Here is a 23,692-nt window from a genome sequence, read left to right on the forward strand (position 1 = left end):
CCCGCGCGCCGGGACTCAGACCCCGGCGCGGGCCTCCGGCACGTGCGCCGCGCCGCCACCGTGCCGGCGGCGCAACTCGGCGGTGATCTCGCCGAGTTCGCCCTCGGGCAGGAACGGCAGCATCATCGCGACACCCTGCAGCAGGCCGCCGAGCAGGAAGGTGGTGTCGGCGTTCGCGGCGACCAGGCCGCGGACCTCGGCCACGTCCCCGACGGCCACGGCCTCGATCAGCCGGGCGGCGTCGGCGGTCTCCTCGTCCACGCAGACGGCGCCGGCGTCGGCCGGGGCGCGACGGGCCATCGCGCGCAGCACCTTGTCGCCGACCGCGGGGGCGTAGGCCTTGCGGACCGCCTCCGCGGCGATCCAGGCGAGCAGGGTCGTCACCTCGCGCTCGGCGTGCTCGGCGAACAGCACGTCGAGCTCGTGGTCGAAGGCGAGCTGGTTGCCGTGCCGGAACGCGAGCAGCAGGGTCGCCGCCCTGGCCTTGGCCTCCTCGACCGCCTCGGCAGGAAGTTCGTCGACCAACTCTTCGGTCACCACCACGCCATGCCCTCCCGTCCACCGGCCCGCCGCGCTCCCGCAGAACGTTCGACACGGACCCTCCGCGAAACTCAGAGCACACCGTACACATCCGACCTGCAAATTTCCGCAATCCCGCGCGGGCAAGACCGGAATGAATTCGAGCGGAATAGGACCTCACCCGGTCCGGGATGAATATTCGCCGGAAGGGAGCAATGGCACTGGGCTATTGGGCGTAGCGAAAGTCGGCGCGACAGCCCGAAGGGCCGCATCCCGCGCGAGGCGGAATGCGGCCCTTCGGGGACCGAAGCCGGGCTCAGCCCTGCGGCAGCGCCGCGAGCTGGGCGGTGATCCGGGCGATGTCGGCCTCGGCGGCCTCCAGGCGGGTCCGGATCTTGGCGACGACCTCGTCCGGCGCCTTGGCGAGGAACGCCTCGTTGCCGAGCTTGCCGGTGGTCTGGGCCTTCTCCTTCTCGGCCGCCGCGAGGTCCTTGGCGAGGCGCTTGCGCTCGGCCGCGACGTCGATGGTGCCGGAGAGGTCCAGCGACACGGTGGCGCCGGCCACCGGGAGCGAGGCGGTGGCCGCGAAGCCCTCCTCGGGGGCGGTCAGCCGCAGCAGCGAGCGGATCGCGTCCTCGTGGGCGGCCAGCGCGGTGCCGTCCAGCTCCAGGGCGGCCGGGACGCGCTGGCCCGGCTTGAGGCCCTGGTCGGTGCGGAAGCGGCGGACCTCGGTGACGACCTGCTGCAGCGTGGCGATCTCCGCCTCGGCCGCGGCGTCGCGGAAGCCGCTGTCCGTCGGCCAGTCGGCGATGACGACCGACTCGGCGCCGGTGAGCGTGGTCCACAGCGTCTCGGTGACGAACGGCACGATCGGGTGCAGCAGGCGCAGCGTGACGTCCAGGACCTCGCCGAGCACCCGGCGCGCGGCGTCGGCCTGCGGGCCGCCCTTGGCCAGGGTGGTCTTGGAGAGCTCGACGTACCAGTCGAAGACCTCGTCCCAGGCGAAGTGGTACAGCGCCTCGGAGAGCTTGGAGAACTGGTAGTCCTCGTACAGGCCGTCCACCTCGGCGACGGTGCTGCCCAGGCGCGACAGGATCCAGCGGTCGCTCGCGGTCAGCTCCTGCGGCGCGGGCAGCGGGCCCTCGACGGTGGCGCCGTTCATCAGCGCGAAGCGGGTGGCGTTCCAGATCTTGTTGGCGAAGTTGCGGGCCGCCTGGACCCAGTCCTCGCCGATCGGCACGTCGACGCCGGGGTTGGCACCGCGCGCGAGCGTGAAGCGCAGCGCGTCGGAGCCGTACTTGTCCATCCAGTCCAGCGGGTTGACCACGTTGCCGAAGGACTTCGACATCTTCTTGCCGTTCTGGTCACGGACCATGCCGTGCAGCGCGATGGTGTGGAACGGCGGGGTGCCGTCCATCGCGTAGAGGCCGAACATCATCATCCGGGCGACCCAGAAGAAGAGGATGTCGTAGCCGGTGACCAGGACGGAGTTCGGGTAGAACTTCGCGAGGCTCTCGGTCTGCTCGGGCCAGCCGAGCGTGGAGAACGGCCACAGGCCGGAGGAGAACCAGGTGTCCAGGACGTCGGTGTCCTGGTGCCAGCCCTCGCCGGCGGGCGGCTGCTCGTCCGGTCCGACGCAGACGACCTCGCCGTTCGGGCCGTACCAGACCGGGATGCGGTGACCCCACCACAGCTGGCGCGAGATGCACCAGTCGTGCAGGTTGTCGACCCAGTCGAAGTAGCGCTTCTCCATCTCCTGCGGGTGGATCTTGACCCTGCCGTCGCGGACCGCGTCGCCGGCGGCCTTCGCGAGCGGGCCGACCTTGACCCACCACTGCATGGACAGCCGCGGCTCGATGGTGGTCTTGCAGCGCGAGCAGTGGCCGACCGAGTGGACGTACGGACGCTTCTCGGCGACGATCCGGCCTTCGGCGCGCAGCGCGGCGACGATCGCCGAGCGGGCCTCCAGGCGGTCCAGGCCGAGGAAGGGACCGTGCACGGTGATGACGGCGTGCTCGTCCATCACGGCGATGTTCGGCAGGTTGTGGCGCTGGCCGATCTCGAAGTCGTTCGGGTCGTGCGCGGGCGTCACCTTGACGGCGCCGGTGCCGAACTCCGGGTCGACGTGGGCGTCGGCGACGATCGGGATGCGGCGGCCGGTGAGCGGCAGCTCGATCTCGGTGCCGACCAGGTGCCGGTAGCGCTCGTCCTCGGGGTGGACGGCGACCGCGGTGTCGCCCAGCATCGTCTCGGCGCGCGTGGTGGCGACGACGATCGCGTTCTCGCCCTCGCCGTAGCGGATCGAGACCAGCTCGCCGTCGTCGTCCTGGTACTCCACCTCGATGTCCGAGATGGCGGTCAGGCAGCGCGGGCACCAGTTGATGATGCGCTCGGCGCGGTAGATCAGCTCGTCGTCGAAGAGCTTCTTGAAGATGGTCTGGACGGCCTGGGAGAGGCCCTCGTCCATGGTGAACCGCTCGCGCGACCAGTCCACGCCGTCGCCGAGGCGGCGCATCTGGCCGGAGATCTGGCCGCCGGACTCCGCCTTCCACTTCCAGACGCGCTCGACGAAGGCCTCGCGGCCCAGGTCGTGGCGGGACTTGCCCTCCTTGGCGAGCTCGCGCTCGACCACGTTCTGGGTGGCGATGCCGGCGTGGTCCATGCCGGGCTGCCAGAGCGCCTCGTAGCCCTGCATCCGCTTGCGGCGCACCAGCGCGTCGATCAGCGTGTGCTCGAAGGCGTGGCCCAGGTGCAGGCTGCCGGTCACGTTCGGCGGGGGGATGACGATGGTGAACGGGGGCTTGTCGCTCTTGGCGTCCGCGGTGAAGTAGCCACGCTCTACCCAGCGCTCGTACAGCTCGCCCTCTACGTCCGCGGGGGTGTAGGTCGTCGGGAGGGTTGCCGCATCGTCCCCGGTGGTGCTCACGGGGCGCTGGTTCGTCGTGTCGGTCACGACGCACAGTTTACGTAACCGAGGGCTCGGGTTACGAACCGCTTTCGGTCCGCGGACACCGCGCGCCCGACCGGGTCCGCCGTGGGCGCCGTGCGGTACCGTGCCCGGACAATCGTCCGGTTTTCCGGACGTACACGGGAACAATTCCACACCAGACAGGCCGCGGGTGCGGCGGGGGAGCACAGACAGATGTACGGCCAGGGTCAGCAGTATCCGCAGGGACAGCCGCAGCCCTACGGGGGACAGCCCCCGTACGGCGCGCCGCAGCAGCCGCAGCAGCCGTACGGGGCGCCGCAGCCCCAGTACGGCTACCCGCCGCAGGGCCAGCCGCAGTACGGCGCGCCCCAGCAGCCCTACGGCGTGCCGCCGCAGGCCCCGTACGGCCAGCCGGGGTACCCGCCGCCGCCGAAGAAGGGCAAGGGCGGCCTGGTCGCCGGTCTCGTGATCGGCGCGCTCCTGCTCGGCGGCGGCGGTTTCGCCGCCTGGAAGTACCTCGGCGGCAAGGACTCCACCGGCGGCAACTACAAGCTCACCGCCCCGCAGTCGCTGGCGGACGGCTACGTCAAGAAGTCGTCCGACGAGAAGCCGGCCGACCCCAACAAGCCCGAGTCCGCGAAGTACGGCTCCAACCTCACCGGCGTGATCGCCAGCTACACCAAGGGCGGCGACCCGCTCGACGGGATCTCGATCATCGGCATCTACGGGCAGCTGAACAGCCCCGACCAGATCATCCAGGAGTCGAAGCAGGACAGCGGCGGCCTCACCTGGAGCACGCCGATGACGGACTACCCCGCGAACGACAGCACGAGCTCCGCCGCGAAGCTCGCCTGCGGCGCGACCAGCATCATCGGCAAGCCCGGCCCCGTCGTCTGCGTGTGGGCCGACAAGTCCACCTACGGGCACGTCAGCTTCAACCACGTCAGCGCCGGCGGCACCGCCCCGACTCCGATCTCCGCGGCCCAGGCCGCGGAGAAGACCCGCGCCATCCGCGACGCGATGAAGGTGGCCAAGTGACCGACCAGAGCCCGTACGGCGCCCCGCCGCCGCCTCCCAACCAGCCCTACGGGGCCCCTCCTCCCCCGCCGCCCGCCGGCCAGCCGTACGGCGCCGTGCCGCCGCAGGCGCCGCCGCCCGGCTACCCCGCGCCCGGCCAGGCCGACTACCCCGGCTACGGGACGTACCCGCCGCCCCCGCCCCGCACGTCGCACAAGACGCTGTGGATCGTCCTCGGCTGCGTCTTCGGCGTGCTGCTCCTCGGCGGCGGCGCGCTCGCCTACTTCGTCTTCGACCTGACGAGCAACGCGGGCACCCAGAAGATCGTCATGCCGACGGCCTTCAAGGACCTCAAGGCCAACGACGACCCGACCACGACGCAGAAGATCCAGGACGAGATCACGTCCAAGATCGGCAACGGCGACGGCAACTGGAAGCCCACCGGCGTCGCCGCGGTCTACCAGAACGCGGACTCCGACCCGCAGCTGGTCGCGGTCGGCGTGTACGGCAAGGTGCTGCTGCCCAAGCAGGAGCTGGACCAGATGTTCCAGGGCTTCGCCGGCTCGGGCGGGCAGGTCAGCGACCGCCACGCGGTCGACCCCGGCCCCAAGGGCGGCACCATGGAGTGCGGGACGTCCGTGGACGGCGACACCAAGATGGCCGTGTGCGCCTGGGCCGACAGCAGCAGCCTCGTGATGGTGCTCAAGGGCGCCGACGACGGCACCCAGCCGGACGTGGACAAGCTCGCCGCCGACACCCGCGACCTGCGCGCGGTCGCCGAGGTCCCGAAGTAACCCGGACCGCCCGGCGCACGGAACACGAACGCGAGAGGGCCCCGCACCACGACGGTGCGGGGCCCTCTCGTATCAAGGCTTCCGGGCTCAGGCGCTCTTCTCGCGCCGCTCGCGCTTGATCATGTCGCGCGGGACGAGCGTCGGGATCGCGTGCTTGGAGACCACGTCCCCGGTGACCACCACGCGGGCGACGTCCTGACGCGAGGGCACCTCGTACATCACGGACATCAGCACCTCCTCCATGATGGCCCGCAGTCCGCGCGCGCCGGTGCCGCGCAGGATCGCCTGGTCGGCGATCGCCTCCAGCGCGTCGCGCGTGAACTCCAGCTCCACGCCGTCCAGTTCGAAGAGCTTGCGGTACTGCTTGACCAGCGCGTTCTTCGGCTCGGTGAGGATCTGCAGGAGCGCCTCGCGGTCCAGGTTGTGCACGCTGGTGATCACCGGCAGACGGCCGATGAACTCCGGGATCATGCCGAACTTCACCAGGTCCTCGGGCATCACCTGGCGGAAGTGGTCGCTCGCGTCCGACTCCCGCTTGGAGCGGATGTTGGCGCCGAAGCCGATGCCCTTGGCACCCGCGCGGCCCTCGATGATCCGCTCCAGGCCGGCGAACGCGCCGCCGACGATGAACAGCACGTTGGTGGTGTCGATCTGGATGAACTCCTGGTGCGGGTGCTTGCGCCCGCCCTGCGGCGGCACCGACGCGGTGGTGCCCTCCAGGATCTTCAGCAGCGCCTGCTGCACGCCCTCGCCGGAGACGTCCCGGGTGATCGACGGGTTCTCGCTCTTGCGCGCGACCTTGTCGATCTCGTCGATGTAGATGATCCCGGTCTCGGCCTTCTTGACGTCGTAGTCGGCCGCCTGGATCAGCTTGAGCAGGATGTTCTCGACGTCCTCGCCGACGTACCCGGCCTCGGTCAGCGCCGTGGCGTCCGCGATCGCGAACGGCACGTTGAGCATCCGGGCCAGGGTCTGCGCCAGCAGGGTCTTGCCGGAGCCGGTGGGGCCCAGCAGCAGGATGTTGGACTTGGCCAGCTCGATCGCGTCGTCGCGGCCGTTGCCACCGCTGCGGCCCGCCTCGCCCGCCTGCACGCGCTTGTAGTGGTTGTAGACGGCCACCGACAGCGCCTTCTTGGCGAGGTCCTGGCCGACCACGTACTGGTCCAGGAACTCGTAGATCTCGCGCGGCTTCGGGAGTTCCTCGAAGCGCACCTCGGAGGTCTCGGCGAGTTCCTCCTCGATGATCTCGTTGCACAGGTCGATGCACTCGTCGCAGATGTACACGCCTGGGCCGGCGATCAGCTTCTTCACCTGCTTCTGCGACTTGCCGCAGAACGAGCACTTGAGCAGGTCGCCACCGTCTCCGATGCGTGCCACGAGGTGCTTCCCCTTCGCCAGGGGCCCCGCGGGGGTTCCGGGGCCTGGTGCTGTGGACCGTCAACGCCGACGGCGATCGGTCTCGCTATCCGACGGTACTCTGCCGGGCCCCTGATTCCGTCCTCTTCGCCGGGTCTGCCCTACGCCCTGGGCGAATTGATACCGAACAGATGCCGTTGCGGCGGCCGCCGAAGGGTCCGGGGCGGGGCGCGCGACCGACGCGCGCCCCGCCCCGGGCCGGTGCCGGCCTCAGGAGGTCAGCGAGGTCTTGCGGGTGGAGATGATCTGGTCGACCAGGCCGTACTCGGCGGCCTCCTCGGCGGTCAGGATCTTGTCGCGCTCGATGTCCTCGCGCACCTGCTCCACCGACTTGTTCGAGTGCTTGGACAGCATCTGCTCCAGCTGCTCGCGCATCCGGAAGATCTCCTTGGCCTGGATCTCCAGGTCGGACACCTGACCGCGGCCGGTCTCGGTGTACGGCTGGTGGATCAGGATCCGGGCGTTCGGCAGCGCCATGCGCTTGCCGGGGGTGCCGGCCGCGAGCAGCACGGCCGCGGCGGAGGCCGCCTGGCCCATGCAGACCGTGGTGATGTCCGGCTTCACGTACTGCATGGTGTCGTAGATGGCCGTCAGGGCCGTGAACGAACCGCCGGGCGAGTTGATGTACATCTGGATCTCGCGGTCCGGGTCCATCGACTCCAGGCAGAGCAGCTGCGCCATGATGTCGTTCGCCGAGACGTCGTCGACCTGCGAGCCGAGGAAGATGATGCGCTCCTCGAACAGCTTGGCGTAGGGGTCGTACTCGCGGATGCCCTGCGTGGTGCGCTCGACGAAGCGCGGGACGATGTAGCGGCCCTCGGCGCGCATGTCCTCGACGCGGGCCTGGGCGGCCGACAGGCTGGGGATGTTCATGGGGGTTCTAGTCCTCCGGGGCGTTGGGGCTGTGGTCTCGTGGGCCGGGCCGAGGCTCAGGCGCCCGTGCCGCCGCCGCCGGGGACGTCCGCGGCGCTGTGCATGATCGCGTCGATCAGGCCGTACTCCAGGGCCTCCTCCGGCGTGAACCAGCGGTCGCGGTCGGAGTCCCGGGTGATCTGCTCGAACGACTGGCCGCTGTGGAAGGCGATCAGCTCGGACATCCGCTTCTTGGTGCGCAGCAGCTGCTCGGCCTGGATGCGGATGTCGGTGGCGGAGCCGCCGAGGCCGGCGGACGGCTGGTGCATCAGGATGTTGGCGTTCGGCAGCGAGAACCGCTTGCCCTTGGCGCCGGCGGTCAGCAGGAACTGGCCCATCGAGGCCGCCATGCCCATCGCGATGGTGACGACGTCGTTCTTGATGTACTGCATGGTGTCGTAGATCGCCATGCCGGCCGAGATCGAGCCGCCCGGGGAGTTGATGTAGAGGAAGATGTCCTTTTCCGGGTCCGCGGCCAGCAGGAGCAGCTGCGCGGTGATCTTGTTGGCGATGTCGTCGTCGACCTGCTGGCCGAGGAAGATGATCCGCTCGTTGAGCAGCCGGTTGTAGACCTGGTCGCCCAGGCCGCCGAGCACGTCACCAGAGGCGGCGTGCGGCGCCATCGGGCCCATCTGCATCTGCGGGAACGTCACTTAGCCACCTGCTCAGTCGATTTGGACGGTCGCCGGGCGCCCGTCACGGTGTCGCACAGCTTCCGGGTATCACGTCGTGATTGTTGCTGTCCAAGGACCCTAACGCGCAGGCCGGGCCGCAGAATCCCCCACGCAGAACTGTTCGCTGTGAGCGCAGGGTCGCGCGCGTCGGACGGGCCTGCTCCGGTTGGGACACCCCCGCCGGGTACGGCGACGGGCCCGGACGCCGTGACGGCGTCCGGGCCCGCGTGGTGCCTCAGGGGGTCACCGCGGCCGATCAGGCCTCGGTGGTCTCCTCGGCGGCGGCCTCGGCGGTCTCGTCCGACTCGTCCTCGTCGTCGAAGTTGACCTCGTTGCCCTCGGTGTCGACGACCTTGGCGGCCTCGACCACGGTGGCCAGCGCCTTGCCGCGGGCGACCTCGCCGACCAGCAGCGGAACCTGACCGCCCTGGACGACCTGCTGGGCGAACTGGTCCGGGGTGAGGCCCGAGCCGGCGGCGCGGCGGATGAGGTGCTCGGTGAGCTCCTCCTGGTTGACGCCCAGCTCCTCGTCGGCGACGATCTGGTCCAGGACGAACTGGGTCTTGATGCCCTTCTTCGCCTGCTCCTCGATCTCCGCCTCCCACTCCTCGCGGGACTTGCCCTGGGTCTCCAGGTAGGCGTCGATGGTCAGGCCCATCGGCTCCAGCTGGTGGTGCTCCAGGTTGTGCTTGCGGGTCTCGATCTCGTCCTTGAGGAGCTTCTCCGGGTACTCGATGTCGACCAGCGCGAGCAGGGCGTCGAGGACCTTCTCCTGGGCCTGGGTGGCCTGGTCGTACTCCTTCATGCGCTCCAGGCGCTTGCGGGAGTCGGCGCGCAGGTCCTCGAGGGTGTCGAACTCGCTGGCCAGCTGGGCGAACTCGTCGTCCAGCTCGGGCAGCTCCTTCTCCTGGACGGCGGTGACGGTGACGGTGACCTCGGAGGTCTTGCCCGCCTGGGTGCCACCCTTGAGCTCGGTCTCGAAGGTCGCGGTGCCACCGGCCTCGAGGCCCGTGACGGCGTCGTCGATGCCGTCGATCAGGCGGCCGGAGCCGATCTCGTAGCTCACGCCGTTGGCGGTGCCGTCCTCCGGCACCTCGCCGTCGACCTTGGCGACGAGGTCGACGACCACGATGTCACCGGCGGCGGCGGCGCGCTCGACGTCCTTGACCGAGGAGAAGCGCTCGCGCAGCTGCTCCAGGGACTTCTCGATGTCCTCGTCGGCGACGACGATCGGGTCGACGGTCACCTCGATGGAGGAGAACTCCGGCAGGGTGATCTCCGGGCGGATGTCCACCTCGGCGGTGAACTTCAGGTCACCGCCATCGGCGATGGTCTCGACACCCTCGATGTTGGTGATGTCGGGCTGGCCGAGGACCTCGATCTTGCCCTCGTCGACGGCCTGCGTGTAGAAGCGCGGCAGGGCGTCGTTGACGGCCTCCTCCAGCACGGCACCACGGCCGAAGCGCTGGTCGATGACGCGAGCCGGGATCTTGCCCTTGCGGAAGCCCGGAACCGTGACCTGCTGGTTGATCTTCTTGTACGCCGCGTCGAGGCTGGGCTTGAGCTCCTCGAAGGGCACCTCGACGGTGAGTCGAACCCGGGTCGGGTTCAGAGTCTCGACGGCGCTCTTCACGGTTAGGTCTCCTATGGGCTTGCGGTCAGGTTGCCTCCGCCAGGCCCGGACGCGCCGGCCGGGGCCGGTGCGGGTAGGTCTGGCGAGACGGGCGATGGGCGGTTGGAGCTGCATCTCCCGTGGGGGGGTGGACGGTGAGCGTGACTCCTCGCCCTCGTGCGGTTGACCTGGGTGGACGCCGCAGGGACTACCGCCAGCGCCCCATCCTACCGGTACCACGAAAGGCGGACGCCAGACGTCACCGTACCCGGAAACAGAACAGGGCCCCGCCCGGTGGGCGAGACCCTGCCGCACGTCGGGGTGACCGGATTCGAACCGACGGCCTTCCGCTCCCAAAGCGGACGCGCTACCAAACTGCGCCACACCCCGTGGTGCCGAGAGGAAGCGTACACGCCGGGCCCCGGCGGTTCGCCGACTTATTTCGGGGCCGCCGGAAGGGTTTCGGGAGGGCGCCCGGAGGCCGCGGAGGAATGCGGTGTGCACGGGAGCGACCGGACCAGGTACGCTGTTCCCCGAACTTCCGGCTCCGTGCCGGGGGATCGCGCGGGCGTAGCTCAATGGTAGAGCCCTAGTCTTCCAAACTAGTCACGCGAGTTCGATTCTCGTCGCCCGCTCCACGACCCGGCCCCGGTGCGTCATCGCACCGGGGCCGTCGGCGTTCCCGGGGCCGTTCGCGGGTCAGAGCCCCAGGCGGGCGGCGCGGGCCGCGGCGCGGTCGAGCAGCAGGTGGACGTCGGCCTCCCGGGTGGTCGGGCGGTCGTTGTACTCGTCCGGGGAGCGCGCCGGGCGGCCGGTCGCGTGCAGGACCTCCATCAGCTGGACGCGCGCGGTGCGGACCGTGCGCGGGGTGCCGTAGCCGTGCGCGAGGACGGCGGCCTGCGCGCCGAGGAGGCAGACGCGGCCGCCCTCGTCCCACATCGCGCCCTGGAGCCAGCCGAACGCGCCGATGTAGCGCGAGGCGAGCCGCAGGTGGTCGGCGGCGCTGACCGGCACCGGCCGGGCGGGGCGGCGCAGCACCCGGTCGAGCAGGGTCGCCCGGGGTCCGGGGTGGCCGGCGTGCCACGGGAGCGGGGCGGTGCCGTACGGGCAGACGTACGGGACGGGCGTGCGGGCGGGGGCGGGCAGGGAGGCGAGGTAGGCCTCGACCTCGGCGACCAGGCCGGAGCCGTCCGCGGCGAGCAGCAGCGGGAGTGGGAGCGGGGGTGTCGGGGCGGTGCGGGGCATGCGGTCTCTCCGGGCGGGCGGCCTTCAGGGTCCGCTCCCCAAAGTGGGGCATACACGACATTTTCGCGACCGGAGGTCCGGGCGGTCCGGGCGGTTTCCCGGCAGGCTGTCGGGCCGATAGCCTCGGCGCGTTCGAGCACGGTTCGATCGCGTGTCCGGAGCGTCACGCGGAACCGCGCGTCACGCAGATCACGACGCAGACGACTGCGGTCCCGAGGTGGAGGAGTTCCGGTGCGTCCCGAGGAGCGGCTTGCCGTCATACAGCGCTGCGTGGTGCGGGAGATGGCGGGGCTCGGGCAGGTGTTCACGCTCGACGGCGAGGTGGTGCGCGGACCGGGCACGACGGCGGTGGCCGTGCGCGAGCACCCCGGTGGCGACGGGGGCGGTCACGTCGACCTCGGCTTCGTGCTCCACCTCGGGCGGGCGGACGCGCCCGTGGTCTGGGACTGCTCGGCGGGCCTCGGCAAGACCGAGGAGGAGAAGCTCGCCAACGCGGTGAAGATGTGGGCGACCACCACCGCCTCGGTGCTGGTCGAGCTGACGGACGGCCGGGGCGTGTACGCCGACCGCGCGGACCACGCCGAACTGCCCGGCTGGCACGCGCTGCAGGGGCCGGCGGCGGTGTTCGGCTTCGGCAACGAGCGGCTGGCGGCCTGGCTCGCGGAGCACCGGGTGCTGCCCGCGCTGGCGCCGGCGCTGCGGCCGGGACTGACCGGGGCGGGCCCGGTCGGGGTGAAGCTCTTCCTGGGCGGGAAGGCGGGCGACGACGTCGCCGAGGTCCGGGTCGACGGCGAGGTGTCGGAGGCCGCGTCGGCGGCGCTGCGCGCGCTGGACTGGCCGCGCGGCGAACGGCTGTGCTGGGCGCGGCTGTTCGTCCTGCTGACGGCGGTGCGCCCGGTCGGGCCGGCGGTGGTGCCGACGGGCGCCGGGGCGCCCGTGCCGATGCGCACGCCCACCCCGGTGGCGGTGCGCCCCCGGGGACCGTTCGCTCGCTGGCGGGAGGCCAGACGGGCCGGGCGGTGACCCTCGCGCGGGTGCCGCCGGCCCTCCCGTCAGCCGCCGGTGATGCCGGAGATGCTGTGGGCCAGGTTCGCCAGCAGGGAGTTGATCGAACCGGCGACGGTGGTCTCGTGGAGCATGAAGCCGAACAGGGCGGCGATGATCGCGTGCGGGATCTTCATCTGCTTGTTGCGGATGAAGATGATGCACAGGATCGCGAACAGGACCAGCGCGGAGACGGAGAGTGCCACCCGGACTCACTTCCTCGTTTCATAGCGTGGCGCCACCGGCCGGCGGCACCTGCGAAGCCGGACCCCGGCCTGTCCGACGGTCCCGAGGCGGAATCGCGGATCGTCCGGCACACCCCGGCCGGGCGGGGAGCACTCAGCGATCGCACAAGGTCCTCCGTGCCGCACGTCACGCCCCCCATCCCCCGAATCCTGACCAGTCCCGCCCGGACTCAGTGTGGTCGACCGTGCCGATTGCGTAAAGGTCTGACAGTCGGCCCAACGCCGATATCCTGGGATGCGAGACGAGTTTCCGCCGTCCGAGACGATAGCCGAGCCGTTCTGACGAACCGTCGGCGGGGCCGCGCTGAGCGGCCGGGAAACGCGCGGCGGCGGGGAACGGAAGGCTCAGGTCCACTCCGCTGACGGGGCGCCCGATTTGGCCGAAGATCGGCACCCGGGCTTGACAGCTCCTGCCCGCGGCATGTGCCACCGCGAGGCCCGTCGGGGCGTCAGTCGCGCCAGAGCAGCAGCACCGCGCGGTCGTCGTTGATGTCCCGGGCGACCGTCTCGATCAGCGCGGCGGCGGCGCCGGCCCCGGCGCCCGGGCCGCTGCCGGGCACCAGCCGGTCGGCCTCGCCCATCAGCCGGTCCATGCCCTCGGTGAGGTCCCGGCCGGGCGCCTCGACCATGCCGTCGGTGCACAGCAGCAGGACGTCGCCGCGGTTCAGACGACCGCGCACGCCCTCGAACTTGGCGCCGTCGTAGATGCCGAGCAGCGGGCCCTCGGTGGTCTCCTTGACCTCCCAGCGCCCGGCGCCCGCCAGTCGCTGCATGCCCGGCAGGTGCCCGGCGGAGAGCAGTTCGTACTCGCCGCTGTCCAGGTCCAGCACGAGGTGCACGGCGGTCGCGAAGCCCTCGTCCCAGGACTGGCGCAGCAGGTAGCCGTTGGCGGCGGGCAGGAAGTCGTGCGCGGGCAGCGAGCCCACCAGGCCGCCGAAGGCGCCGGACAGCAGCAGCGCCCGCGAGCCGGCGTCCATGCCCTTGCCGGAGACGTCCGCGAGGACGACCTCCAGCACGCGCTGGCCCGGGCCGGTGCGGGCGGCGACGACGAAGTCCCCGGAGAACGACTGCCCGCCGGCCGGGCGCAGCGCCATGTCGGCGTGCCAGCCGTCCGGCAGCCGCGGGACGCGGCTCTGCACCCGCAGCCGCTCGCGCAGGTCGAAGAGCATGGTCGAGCCGCCCCACCAGGGCACGCCGACCCGGGCCCGGAACTGGGCCAGCAGCAGGCCGCCGACCCCCGCGGCGCCGACCACGAGGGCCGCGCCGGGGGTGACGCCGTAGACGTAGGCCTCCGGGTTCAGGCTGGCGACCCGCTCGCCGGTGTGGATCACGGACTCGGCGGACAGGCCGAGGGCGGCGAGCGCGTACAGCACCACGAGGCTGCCGGGGCGCAGCAGCAGGGCGCCGGCCAGGATCGGCAGGACGAGGGCGGTGGGCGGGGCCCAGGCGGGGATCCAGATGTTGAGCAGGATCAGCAGCGGGACGAGCAGCGCGAGCGCGCAGAGCACCGGCCAGTCGGCGGCGCCGCCGCGGAAGTAGTCCACTCCGGCCGTGCGCAGCCTTCGGCGGACCCGGCGGAGCCTCCTGCGCAACCGGGCCGTCACGGGGTCGGACGCCGGGGCGGCGCCGGGCCTCGTCGCAGTCGTCTGGGGCGGTGCGCCCGGCGGTCTGCCAGCCATGGGGCCCGACCCTATCCACGGGCACCGCCCGGCGTCGACGGCTCGGCCGGGGGCGGTCGTGCCGAGGTGCGGTCGTGCCAGCGGGTTTCGGCCGATCGGGGCGGTGGTGGGCGCGGCGTCAGGAGGCGTGCGCCGGTTGGGCGTACGAACCAGGCGGGCGACGGACACGTCCCGCGCGCGGGGGTGTTCGCGCGCCGCCGGGCTGTGGCCGATCCCACAGGCGGCACGGGGGCGCGAACGACGGCGGCCGGCCGCGCCGGGGAGCGCGGCCGGCCGTCGGAGGGTCGGTGGGAATTCGGGGGGTGGAGCGTCTCAGCCCTGGGGGTGGTGGGCCGGGACGGGCGGGAGCTCGCCGGTGGTCTCGTACTCGCTCAGCATCTCGATCCGGCGGGTGTGCCGGGCCTCGCCGCTGTAGGGGGTGTTGAGGAAGACCTCGACGAACTTGGTGGCCTCCTCGACGGTGTGCATGCGGCCGCCGACGGAGATCACGTTGGCGTTGTTGTGCTGGCGGCCGAGCTCGGCGGTCTGCACGCTCCAGGCCAGCGCGGCCCGCACGCCCTTGACCTTGTTGGCGGCGATCGCCTCGCCGTTGCCCGAGCCGCCGATCACGACGCCCAGGGCGTCGGCGTCGGCGGCGGTGCGCTCGGCGGCGCGCAGGCAGAACGGCGGGTAGTCGTCCTCGGCGTCGTAGATGTGCGGCCCGCAGTCGACGGGCTCGTGGCCGGCCTCCTTCAGCCACTCCACGAGGTGGTTCTTCAGTTCGTATCCGGCATGGTCGGAGCCCAGGTACACGCGCATGCCCATGAGTGTGGCATGCGCGGGCACCCGGGCTCCGCAGGGGGCGCCGGGCGCCCGCGTCGGCCCGCCGCGGGCGGCTACCGCTTGCCGGCCAGCTTCCAGACGAGCGGGAGGGCGCCGGCGGCGAACGCGGCCTTGAGGGCGTCGCCGACCAGGTACGGGTAGAGGCCGAGCTCGGCGGCGCGGGCGAGCGGCACGTGCAGCGAGAACGCCAGGTACGGGACGCCGACCGCGTAGATCGCGAGGGTGCCGAGGACCATCGTCACGGCGGTGTTGAGCGGGCTGCGGTCGGCGCCGCGGCGCGCCAGCGCGCCGGTCAGGCCGGCCGCGAGGACGAAGCCCAGCACGTAGCCCAGCGAGGGCATCGCCCAGCCCGAGGTGCCCTCGGCGAACCAGGGCAGGCCCGCGAGGCCGGCCAGCAGGTAGAGGGCGAGCGAGGCGGCGCCGCGGCGGGCGCCGAGCGCGGTGCCGACCAGCAGGGCGGCGAAGGTCTGGCCGGTGACGGGCACCGGCGAGCCAGGGACGTCGACCGACAGCTGGGCGGCGGCGCCGGTCAGCGCGGCGCCGCCGGCGACCAGGGCGAGGTCGCGGGCCTGCGCGCCGAGGCGGGTCGCGGCAGCGGGCAGCAGGTCGGCGAGGACGGCGCGGGTCGGTATCGACGTGCCGGCAGTGGCCATGGGGGATCTCCTCGTGGGGCCCAGGTGAGTGAACACCTGTGAACCTACGCGGTGATCGACTCCGCCGCCGTCACGGTTTCGGACAAACCCCCACCGCGGGACGTTGTCGAAACCACCCGATCGACGGAGCGTGAGCACTCGCCGACCCGGCGTCACGACGGGGTCCGCATGGTGGGCCCGGCTCGCGCGCCCTTGGCGTGGACAGGGGTGCCCCCGGATATTGGACAACTCATGCCGCATTCCGCACAGTCTGGATCCCCCTCCATGGCCCCCACCTCCGCGCCCCCGACGCCCGGGAGCAGCGACACCGCTCCCCCGGCCGCCGGCCAGCAGCTCTCCCACGGGCTGAAGCAGCGTCACCTGTCGATGATCGCGCTCGGCGGGGTGATCGGCGCCGGCCTCTTCGTCGGCTCCGGCGCGGGCATCGCGGCGGCCGGGCCCGCCATCATCCTCGCGTTCACGCTCTCCGGCCTGCTGGTCATGCTGATCATGCGGATGCTCGGCGAGATGTCCGCCGCCCGCCCGGCGTCCGGCTCGTTCTCCGTCCACGCCGAGAAGGAGATCGGCCCCTGGGCCGGGATCACCGCCGGCTGGATGTACTGGGTCATGCTCTGCTGCGGCGTCGCCGCCGAGGCCACCGCGGCCGGGAAGATCGTCAACGGCTGGGTACCCGGCGTCTCGGCGTGGGTCTGGGTCGGCCTGTTCATGGTCTTCTTCTGCGCCAGCAACCTCACCGCCGTGAAGAACTTCGGCGAGTTCGAGTTCTGGTTCGCCACCGTCAAGGTCGCCGCGATCGTCGCCTTCCTGGTCCTCGGCGGCCTCGGCGTGGCGGGCGTGCTCGGCCCCGGCGCCCCCGGCGCCACCAACCTGACCGGCCAGGGCGGCTTCCTGCCCACCGGCGTCAGCGGACTGATCGTCGGCCTGCTCGCCTCGGTGTTCGCCTACGGCGGCCTGGAGACCGTCACCATCGCCGCCGCCGAGTCCGACGACCCGAAGAAGAACGTCGCCAACGCGGTGCGGACGGCGGTCTGGCGGATCGCGATCTTCTACATCGGCTCGATGGCCCTGGTCGTCACCCTCGTCTCCTGGAAGGACCCGGCGGTCGTCCAGGACGGCCCGTACGTCACCGTGCTGCGCCACCTCGGGGTGCCCGGCGCCGGGACGATCATGGAGGCGGTGGTGCTGATCGCACTGCTGTCCGCGATGAACGCCAACATCTACGGCGCCTCCCGGATGGCGTACTCGCTGGTCGGCCGCGGACAGGGTCCCAAGGCGCTGGCCAAGGTCAGCGGCGGCGTGCCGCGCCGTGCGGTACTCGCCTCCTGCCTGTTCGGCTTCGGCGCCGTGCTGGCAGCCAAGTTCTGGCCCGCGACGGTGTTCACCTGGCTGATGAACACCACCGGCGTCGCGATCCTCGTGGTCTGGCTGTTCATCTGCATCGTCCAGCTGAAGATGCGCCGCCGGCTGGAGCGCGAGGCGCCCGAGCTGCTCACCGTGAAGATGTGGGGCTACCCGTACCTGACCTGGGTGGCCATGGCCGCCGTGGCCGGCATCCTCGCGCTGATGACCACCACCGAGGGCAACCGCCAGCAGCTGTACGCGGCCGGGGTGCTGGTCGCCGTCCTGACGGCCGCCGGGCTGCTCAAGCAGCGCAGGGACGCGGCCGCGCGGTAGCCGCGAGCACACACGTGCGAGGAGGCCCGGTACCAGGCGGTACCGGGCCTCCGGCTTCGTGCCGCGGGCGTCACTCGAAGGACGGGCCCGCCGTCCGGGTGCGCTTGATCTCGTAGAAGCCCGGGGTGGACGCCACCAGCAGCGTGCCGTCCCACAGGCGGGCCGCCGCCTCGCCGCGCGGGGTCGGGGTGACCACCGGGCCGAAGAACGCGACCCGGTCGCCGTCCGCGCCCTCCACCGCGATCACCGGAGTGCCGACGTCCTCACCGACCAGCGAGATGCCCTCCTTGTGGGAGGCGCGCAGAGCCTCGTCGTACGCGTCCGTGTCGGCCGCGTCCGCCAGCTCGACGGGCAGGCCCGCCGCCACCAGGGCCTCCTCGACCGTCGCCCGCTCCAGCGGCATCGCCCGGTTGTGCAGGCGCAGGCCCAGCTCGGTGTAGAGACGGCCGAGCACCTCCTCGCCGTGCTGCTGCGCGGCCGCGATGCACACCCGGACCGGGCCCCAGCCCTTGTCCATCAGCTCCCGGTAGCGCTCCGGCAGGTCACGGCCCTCGTTGAGCACCGACAGGCTCATCACGTGCCAGTTCACGTCCACCGGACGCAACTGCTGCACCTCGATCAGCCAACGGGACGTCATCCACGCCCACGGGCACAGCGGGTCGAACCAGAAGTCGGCGGTCTTGCGCTCGGCGGCAGTCGTCACTGCGGTCGTCCTTCGTGAGGTGTCCGGGGAAAGCACGGGCGGAAAGGCGTTCCCCCCGCCCCGGGGCCAACACCCGCCCGGCCCCGCTGATTCCGCCCCGGCCCACCGGCCTGTGCAATGGTACTGGCGCGCGACGGCGTGAAAGGATGCCCCTGATGCGCCGAAGCCGCGCAGGACCGCACAGACCAGAGCGCACCACCGTGCGAGCCGGACAAAGGAGTACCGCCGTGCCGGGCAAGAACCTGAGCCGCGACGAAGCCCAGCAGCGGGCCAGCATCCTGACCGTGGACGGCTACCGGGTCCGCCTGGACGTGACCTCCGCGCCCGACCCCGCCGCCGCGACCTTCCGCTCCACCACCACGGTCGCCTTCCGCTGCGCCCGGCCCGGCGCCGCCACCTTCCTCGACCTGCTCGCCCCCGCCGTCCGCTCGATCACCCTGAACGGCCGCGCGATCGACCCGGCCACCGCCTTCGACGGCGCCCGCGTCCACGTCGACGGCCTCGCCGCCGACAACGTCCTCACCGTCGAGGCCGACTGCGCCTACAGCCGCACCGGCGAGGGCCTGCACCGCTTCGTCGACCCGGCCGACGGCGAGACCTACCTCTACACCCACTACGAACCGGCCGACGCCCGCCGCGTCTTCGCCAACTTCGAACAGCCCGACCTGAAGGCCCCGTTCACCTTCACCGTCACCGCCCCGGCCGCGTGGGACGTGCGCTCCAACGCCGTCCACGAGCAGGTGAGCGCCGAAGACGGCTCCCGCACCTGGGAGTTCGCGCCGACCAAGCCGATCTCCACCTACCTCACCGCCGTCGTCGCCGGCCCCTACCACGTCGCCCGCGACCACTACAGCCGCGAACTGCCCGACGGCACCACCCTGGAGATCCCGCTCTCCGCGATGTGCCGCAAGTCGCTCGCGCGCTACTTCGACGCGGACGAGATCCTCGGCGTCACCAAGCTCGGACTCGACTTCTTCCACGAGCAGTTCGACTACCCGTACCCGTTCGGCAAGTACGACCAGGCCTTCGTGCCCGAGTACAACATCGGCGCCATGGAGAACCCCGGCTGCGTCACCTTCAAGGAGGACTTCGTCTTCCGCTCGAAGGTCACCGACGCCGCCTACGAGAGCCGCGCCAACGTCATCCTGCACGAGATGGCGCACATGTGGTTCGGCGACCTCGTCACCATGCGCTGGTGGGACGACCTGTGGCTCAAGGAGTCCTTCGCCGACTTCATGGGCTCCTACGCGCTCATCGGCGCCCGCACCCGCTACGGCTCCGCCTGGGTCACCTTCGCCAACCAGCGCAAGGCCTGGGCCTACCGGCAGGACCAGTTCCCCACCACCCACCCCATCACCGCCGACATCCGCGACCTCGAAGCCGCCAAGCTCAACTTCGACGGCATCACCTACGCCAAGGGCGCCTCCGTCCTCAAGCAGCTGGTCGCCTACGCCGGTTCCGACGCCTTCTTCGAGGGCGCCCGCCGCTACTTCAAGCGCCACGCCTTCGCCAACACCGAACTCGCCGACCTGCTGGGCATCCTGGAGGAGACCAGCGGCCGCGACCTCAAGACCTGGGCCGCCGCCTGGCTGCAGACCGCCGGCGTCAACTCGCTCACCCCGCAGGTCACCGTCGACGCCGAGGGCCGGATCACCGAACTCGCCGTCCTCCAGGACACCGCGAACGATCCTGTGACCGCGTCGCGCGGGGTCCTGCGCCCGCACCGCATCGCCGTCGGCCTCTACGACCGCGACTCCGACGGCTCGCTGGTGCGCACCGCCCGGATCGAACTCGACGTCACCGGCGCCCGCACCGTCGTCGCCGAGGCCGCCGGCCGCCCCCGCCCGGCCCTCGTCCTGCTCAACGACGACGACCTCACCTACTGCAAGATCCGCTTCGACGACGGCTCGCTGGAGACCCTGCGCACCGGCCTCGGCGAGATCGGCGACGACCTCGCCCGCGCCCTCGCCTGGTCCGCCGTCTGGAACCTCACCCGAGACGGCCTGATGCCCGCCCGCGACTACGTCGCCCTGGTGCTGCGATTCGCCGGCCAGGAGGGCAACATCGGCGTCCTGCAGTCCCTGCACACCCAGGCCAAGACCGCCGTCGACCTCTACGCCGACCCCGCCTGGCGCGCGGAGGGCGGCCGGCTTCTCGCCGACGGCGCCCTGCGCGAACTGCGCGGGGCCGTCCCCGGCAGCGACCACCAGCTCGCCTGGGCCCGCTTCCTCGCCCAGAACGCCGGCGGCGCCGAGCACCTCGGCCTGGTCCGCGGCCTGCTCGCCGGCAGCGCCCGGATCGACGGCCTCGACGTCGACCAGGAACTGCGCTGGGCCCTGTGGCTCGCCCTGGCCGCCGCCGGCCAGGCCTCCGACGAGGAACTCGCCGGGGAACTCTCCGCCGACAACACCGCCGGCGGCAAGCGCCAGTACACCCAGTGCCTGGCCGCCCGCCCCACCCCCGAGGCCAAGGCCGCCGCCTGGTCGGCCGTCGTCGACTCCGACGCGCTGCCCAACGCCCTCGTCGAGGCCAACATCGCCGGCTTCGCGCTGCCCGCCCACCGCGACCTCACCGCCCTCTACGCGGCGCCCTACTTCAAGCTGCTGGAGAAGATCTGGGCCGAGCGGACCATCGAGATCGCGATGCGCTTCGTCGGCGGCTTCTTCCCGAGCGCCCAGACCGGCGAGCCGACCCTGGCCGAGGCCGACGCCTGGCTGGCGGGCCACCCGGACGCGGCGCCCGCGCTGCGCCGCCTGGTGATCGAGCGCCGGGACGACCTCGCCCGCGCCCTGCGCGCCCAGGCCTGCGACCGGGCCTGACCGCTCGCTGAACGACGGAGGGGCCCGCCTGCGCGGCGGGCCCCTCCGTCGTTCCCGGAACTCATGGAGCGTCAGCCGCGCGAGGCCGGCAACGGCAGGCCCGCGCCCTCCGGTTCGGCGAGCGGGACGCGCCGCCCGGCGTGGCTCGTCCCCCGGGTGTCCGCCGCCGTCACCGAGGTTGCGTGGTACTACGACGACGGCCGGGCCGCACCCCCGAGGGGATGCGGCCCGGCCGCTGAGGCGCTACGGAGATGCTCAGCCGATGAGCGAGCGCAGCACGTACTGCAGGATGCCGCCGTTGCGGTAGTAGTCCGCCTCGCCGGGGGTGTCGATGCGGACGACCGCGTCGAACTCCTTGCCGGTCCCGTCCGGGCCGACGGCGACGACCTTGACGGTCGCCGGGGTGGTGCCCTCGTTGAGCTCGGTCACGCCGGTGATGGAGAAGGTCTCCTCGCCGGTCAGGCCGAGGGAGTCGGCGTTCTGGCCCTCCGGGAACTGCAGCGGCAGGACGCCCATGCCGATCAGGTTCGAGCGGTGGATGCGCTCGTACGACTCGGCGATGACGGCCTTGACGCCCAGGAGCGCGGTGCCCTTGGCGGCCCAGTCGCGGGACGAGCCGGAGCCGTACTCCTTGCCGGCCAGGACGACCAGCGGGGTGCCGGCGGCCTGGTAGTTCTGCGAGGCGTCGTAGATGAACGACACCGGGCCGTCGGCCTGGGTGAAGTCGCGGGTGTAGCCGCCCTCGGTGCCCGGCGCGATCTGGTTGCGCAGGCGGATGTTGGCGAAGGTGCCGCGGATCATGACCTCGTGGTTGCCGCGGCGCGAGCCGTAGCTGTTGAAGTCGCGCTTCTCGACGCCGTTGGCGGTCAGGTACTGCGCCGCCGGGGTGCCCGGCTTGATGTTGCCGGCCGGGGAGATGTGGTCGGTGGTGACCGAGTCGCCCAGCTTGGCCAGGACGCGGGCGCCGGCGATGTCGGTCACCGGGCTCGGGGTCTTGGCCATGCCCTCGAAGTACGGGGGCTTGCGGACGTAGGTGGACTCGGCGTCCCACTCGAAGGTGTTGCCGGTCGGGACCGGGAGCGACTGCCAGCGGTGGTCGCCGGCGAAGACGTCCTGGTAGCCCTTGTCGAACATGTCCTGGTCGATGGAGCCGGCGACGGTCTCCGCGACCTCCTTCTCGGACGGCCAGATGTCGGCGAGGAAGACGTCGTTGCCGTCGGCGTCCTGGCCCAGGGCGTCCTTGGTGATGTCGACGTTCATGTTGCCGGCGAGGGCGTAGGCGACCACCAGCAGCGGGGAGGCCAGGTAGTTCATCTTGACGTCGGGGTTGATCCGGCCCTCGAAGTTGCGGTTGCCGGAGAGCACCGAGACGACGGCGAGGTCGGCCTCGTTGACGGCGGCCGAGACCTCCTCGGGCAGCGGGCCCGAGTTGCCGATGCAGGTGACGCAGCCGTAGCCGACCAGGTTGAAGCCCAGCTTCTCCATGTACGGGAGCAGGCCGGCCTTCTCGTAGTAGTCCATGACGACCTTGGAACCGGGCGCCAGGGTGGTCTTGACCCAGGGCTTGACCGTCAGGCCCTTCTCCACGGCCTTCTTCGCCAGCAGGGCGGCGCCCAGCATGACGGAGGGGTTGGAGGTGTTGGTGCAGGAGGTGATCGAGGCGATCACGACCGCGCCGTTGTCGATCTCGTACGTCGAGCCGTCGGGGGCGGTGACGGTGGTCGGCTTGGAGGCCTCGGCCGAGTAGGTCGGCAGCGCCTCGGCGAACTTCTCGGCGGCCTCGGCCAGGATCACGCGGTCCTGCGGGCGCTTGGGGCCGGAGATCGACGGGACGACGGTGGAGACGTCCAGCTCCAGGTACTCGGAGTAGACCGGCTCGACCGACGGGTCGTGCCAGAGGCCCTGCTCCTTGGCGTACGCCTCGACCAGGGCGAGCTGCTGCTCGTCGCGGCCGGTGAGCTTCAGGTAGTTGATGGTCTCCGCGTCGATCGGGAAGATCGCGCAGGTGGAGCCGAACTCCGGCGACATGTTGCCGATGGTGGCGCGGTTGGCCAGCGGGATGCTGCCGATGCCGTCGCCGTAGAACTCGACGAACTTGCCGACCACACCGTGCTGGCGCAGCATCTCGGTGATGGTGAGGACCAGGTCGGTGGCGGTGGTGCCGGCCGGCAGCTGGCCGGTCAGCTTGAAGCCGACGACGCGCGGGATCAGCATGGAGACCGGCTGGCCCAGCATGGCGGCCTCGGCCTCGATGCCGCCGACGCCCCAGCCCAGCACGCCCAGACCGTTGACCATGGTGGTGTGCGAGTCGGTGCCGACGCAGGTGTCCGGGTAGGCCTGGCCGCCGCGGACCATGACCGTGCGGGCCAGGTGCTCGATGTTGACCTGGTGGACGATGCCGGTGCCCGGCGGGACGACCTTGAACTCGTCGAACGCGGTCTGGCCCCAGCGCAGGAACTGGTAGCGCTCCTTGTTGCGGCCGTACTCGATCTCGACGTTCTGGACGAAGGCGTCCGGGGTGCCGAACTTGTCGGCGATGACGGAGTGGTCGATGACCAGCTCGGCCGGCGCCAGCGGGTTGATCTTGGCCGGGTCGCCGCCCAGCTCCTTCACGGCCTCACGCATGGTGGCGAGGTCGACCACGCACGGCACGCCGGTGAAGTCCTGCATGATCACGCGGGCCGGGGTGAACTGGATCTCCTGGCTCGGCTGGGCGGTGGCGTCCCAGTTGCCGAGCGCGGCGATGTGGGCGGCGGTGATGTTCGCGCCGTCCTCGGTGCGGAGCAGGTTCTCCAGCAGCACCTTGAGGCTGTAGGGCAGCCGCTCGGAACCCTCGACGGCGGAGAGCTTGAAGATCTCGTACGACTCGTCGCCCACCTGCAGCGAGCTGCGGGCGTCGAAGCTGTTCGCGGACACGACTGACTCCTTCTGGGTG

The 23,692-nt window shown here is 71.5% G+C and carries 18 protein-coding genes and 2 tRNA genes; 6 read left to right on the forward strand and 14 right to left on the reverse strand.

The window, feature by feature from the left end:
* Positions 1-15 precede the first annotated feature (15 nt).
* Together PUR71_RS34515 and PUR71_RS34520 are read right to left on the reverse strand one after the other, a co-directional pair.
* On the reverse strand, positions 16-543 hold the full coding sequence (locus PUR71_RS34515; RefSeq protein ID WP_329931159.1) for a hypothetical protein: 528 nt from the start codon (positions 541-543) through the stop codon (positions 16-18).
* Between the two features lie 292 nt (positions 544-835).
* Positions 836-3,472, reverse strand: coding sequence for a valine--tRNA ligase (locus PUR71_RS34520; RefSeq protein WP_329931160.1), 2,637 nt, complete (start codon positions 3,470-3,472; stop codon positions 836-838).
* 189 nt (positions 3,473-3,661) lie between these two features.
* Between PUR71_RS34520 and PUR71_RS34525 the strand changes: the two genes are divergently transcribed.
* Positions 3,662-4,486, forward strand: a complete 825-nt coding sequence (locus tag PUR71_RS34525; protein WP_329931161.1) for a hypothetical protein — start codon at positions 3,662-3,664, stop codon at positions 4,484-4,486.
* Positions 4,483-5,259: a hypothetical protein gene (locus PUR71_RS34530; protein WP_329931162.1), complete on the forward strand. Its 777-nt coding sequence runs from the start codon at positions 4,483-4,485 to the stop codon at positions 5,257-5,259. The genes PUR71_RS34525 and PUR71_RS34530 overlap by 4 nt, the downstream gene beginning before the upstream one ends.
* Before the next feature lie 87 nt (positions 5,260-5,346).
* On the opposite strand, the gene clpX is transcribed toward PUR71_RS34530, so the two are convergent.
* From clpX to PUR71_RS34555, 5 genes are all read right to left on the reverse strand, one after another.
* Positions 5,347-6,636 carry an ATP-dependent Clp protease ATP-binding subunit ClpX gene (clpX, locus tag PUR71_RS34535; RefSeq protein WP_329931163.1) on the reverse strand — a complete coding sequence of 430 codons (1,290 nt, stop codon included), beginning with the start codon at positions 6,634-6,636 and terminating at the stop codon, positions 5,347-5,349.
* 249 nt (positions 6,637-6,885) lie between these two features.
* Positions 6,886-7,548, reverse strand: a complete 663-nt coding sequence (locus PUR71_RS34540; RefSeq protein ID WP_329931164.1) for an ATP-dependent Clp protease proteolytic subunit — start codon at positions 7,546-7,548, stop codon at positions 6,886-6,888.
* A gap of 56 nt (positions 7,549-7,604) precedes the next feature.
* Complete coding sequence (locus PUR71_RS34545) at positions 7,605-8,219, reverse strand: ATP-dependent Clp protease proteolytic subunit (RefSeq protein WP_329931219.1); 615 nt, start codon at positions 8,217-8,219, stop codon at positions 7,605-7,607.
* A gap of 298 nt (positions 8,220-8,517) precedes the next feature.
* Positions 8,518-9,894, reverse strand: coding sequence for a trigger factor (tig, locus tag PUR71_RS34550; protein ID WP_329931165.1), 1,377 nt, complete (start codon positions 9,892-9,894; stop codon positions 8,518-8,520).
* A gap of 295 nt (positions 9,895-10,189) precedes the next feature.
* Positions 10,190-10,263, reverse strand: a tRNA-Pro gene (locus PUR71_RS34555).
* 174 nt (positions 10,264-10,437) lie between these two features.
* Here PUR71_RS34555 and PUR71_RS34560 point away from each other — a divergent pair.
* Positions 10,438-10,511, forward strand: a tRNA-Gly gene (locus PUR71_RS34560).
* Positions 10,512-10,572: 61 nt separating this feature from the next.
* Here the strand turns inward: PUR71_RS34560 and PUR71_RS34565 are convergent.
* On the reverse strand, positions 10,573-11,118 hold the full coding sequence (locus tag PUR71_RS34565; protein WP_329931166.1) for a DUF6197 family protein: 546 nt from the start codon (positions 11,116-11,118) through the stop codon (positions 10,573-10,575).
* A 231-nt stretch (positions 11,119-11,349) separates the two neighbouring features.
* On the opposite strand from PUR71_RS34565, the gene PUR71_RS34570 reads away from it, so the two are divergent.
* Positions 11,350-12,141 (forward strand): DUF6348 family protein, encoded by a 792-nt coding sequence (locus PUR71_RS34570; protein ID WP_329931167.1) that lies wholly within the window; start codon positions 11,350-11,352, stop codon positions 12,139-12,141.
* Between the two features lie 29 nt (positions 12,142-12,170).
* Here PUR71_RS34570 and PUR71_RS34575 read toward each other — a convergent pair whose 3' ends face one another.
* From PUR71_RS34575 to PUR71_RS34590, 4 genes are all read right to left on the reverse strand, one after another.
* Complete coding sequence (locus PUR71_RS34575) at positions 12,171-12,368, reverse strand: hypothetical protein (protein ID WP_329931168.1); 198 nt, start codon at positions 12,366-12,368, stop codon at positions 12,171-12,173.
* A gap of 488 nt (positions 12,369-12,856) precedes the next feature.
* A complete protein-coding gene (locus PUR71_RS34580) occupies positions 12,857-14,086 on the reverse strand; it encodes a PP2C family protein-serine/threonine phosphatase (protein WP_329931169.1) in 1,230 nt (409 codons plus the stop codon).
* Positions 14,087-14,398: 312 nt separating this feature from the next.
* The gene (locus PUR71_RS34585) at positions 14,399-14,884 is read right to left on the reverse strand and encodes a ribose-5-phosphate isomerase (RefSeq protein WP_329931170.1); all 486 of its coding nucleotides are present in this window, start codon (positions 14,882-14,884) and stop codon (positions 14,399-14,401) included.
* A 77-nt stretch (positions 14,885-14,961) separates the two neighbouring features.
* Positions 14,962-15,561, reverse strand: coding sequence for a biotin transporter BioY (locus PUR71_RS34590; protein WP_329931171.1), 600 nt, complete (start codon positions 15,559-15,561; stop codon positions 14,962-14,964).
* 264 nt (positions 15,562-15,825) lie between these two features.
* Between PUR71_RS34590 and PUR71_RS34595 the strand changes: the two genes are divergently transcribed.
* Entirely contained in the window at positions 15,826-17,235 is a 1,410-nt protein-coding gene (locus PUR71_RS34595) for an amino acid permease (protein WP_443077673.1), read from the forward strand.
* Between the two features lie 70 nt (positions 17,236-17,305).
* Here the strand turns inward: PUR71_RS34595 and PUR71_RS34600 are convergent, their stop codons facing one another.
* On the reverse strand, positions 17,306-17,938 hold the full coding sequence (locus tag PUR71_RS34600) for a mycothiol-dependent nitroreductase Rv2466c family protein (RefSeq protein WP_443077674.1): 633 nt from the start codon (positions 17,936-17,938) through the stop codon (positions 17,306-17,308).
* A 227-nt stretch (positions 17,939-18,165) separates the two neighbouring features.
* Between PUR71_RS34600 and pepN the strand changes: the two genes are divergently transcribed.
* Entirely contained in the window at positions 18,166-20,757 is a 2,592-nt protein-coding gene (gene pepN, locus PUR71_RS34605) for an aminopeptidase N (protein WP_329931172.1), read from the forward strand.
* Between the two features lie 255 nt (positions 20,758-21,012).
* Here pepN and acnA read toward each other — a convergent pair whose 3' ends face one another.
* Positions 21,013-23,673 carry an aconitate hydratase AcnA gene (gene acnA / locus PUR71_RS34610; RefSeq protein ID WP_329931173.1) on the reverse strand — a complete coding sequence of 887 codons (2,661 nt, stop codon included), beginning with the start codon at positions 23,671-23,673 and terminating at the stop codon, positions 21,013-21,015.
* Positions 23,674-23,692 lie beyond the last annotated feature (19 nt).

It is taken from the genome of Streptomyces sp. SP17BM10 (assembly GCF_036322405.1).
In the GTDB taxonomy this organism is placed as follows: domain Bacteria; phylum Actinomycetota; class Actinomycetes; order Streptomycetales; family Streptomycetaceae; genus Kitasatospora.

What these genes read in the sequence shown, in the direction of transcription:
- PUR71_RS34525 (WP_329931161.1), top strand. Translation starts at nt 3,662, where the DNA reads ATGTACGGCCAGGGTCAGCAGTATCCGCAGGGACAGCCGCAGCCCTAC.
- PUR71_RS34540 (WP_329931164.1), bottom strand. Translation starts at nt 7,548, where the DNA reads ATGAACATCCCCAGCCTGTCGGCCGCCCAGGCCCGCGTCGAGGACATG.
- PUR71_RS34545 (WP_329931219.1), bottom strand. Translation starts at nt 8,219, where the DNA reads ATGGGCCCGATGGCGCCGCACGCCGCCTCTGGTGACGTGCTCGGCGGC.
- PUR71_RS34565 (WP_329931166.1), bottom strand. Translation starts at nt 11,118, where the DNA reads ATGCCCCGCACCGCCCCGACACCCCCGCTCCCACTCCCGCTGCTGCTC.
- PUR71_RS34580 (WP_329931169.1), bottom strand. Translation starts at nt 14,086, where the DNA reads ATGGCTGGCAGACCGCCGGGCGCACCGCCCCAGACGACTGCGACGAGG.
- PUR71_RS34585 (WP_329931170.1), bottom strand. Translation starts at nt 14,884, where the DNA reads ATGCGCGTGTACCTGGGCTCCGACCATGCCGGATACGAACTGAAGAAC.
- PUR71_RS34590 (WP_329931171.1), bottom strand. Translation starts at nt 15,561, where the DNA reads ATGGCCACTGCCGGCACGTCGATACCGACCCGCGCCGTCCTCGCCGAC.
- PUR71_RS34595 (WP_443077673.1), top strand. Translation starts at nt 15,826, where the DNA reads ATGGCCCCCACCTCCGCGCCCCCGACGCCCGGGAGCAGCGACACCGCT.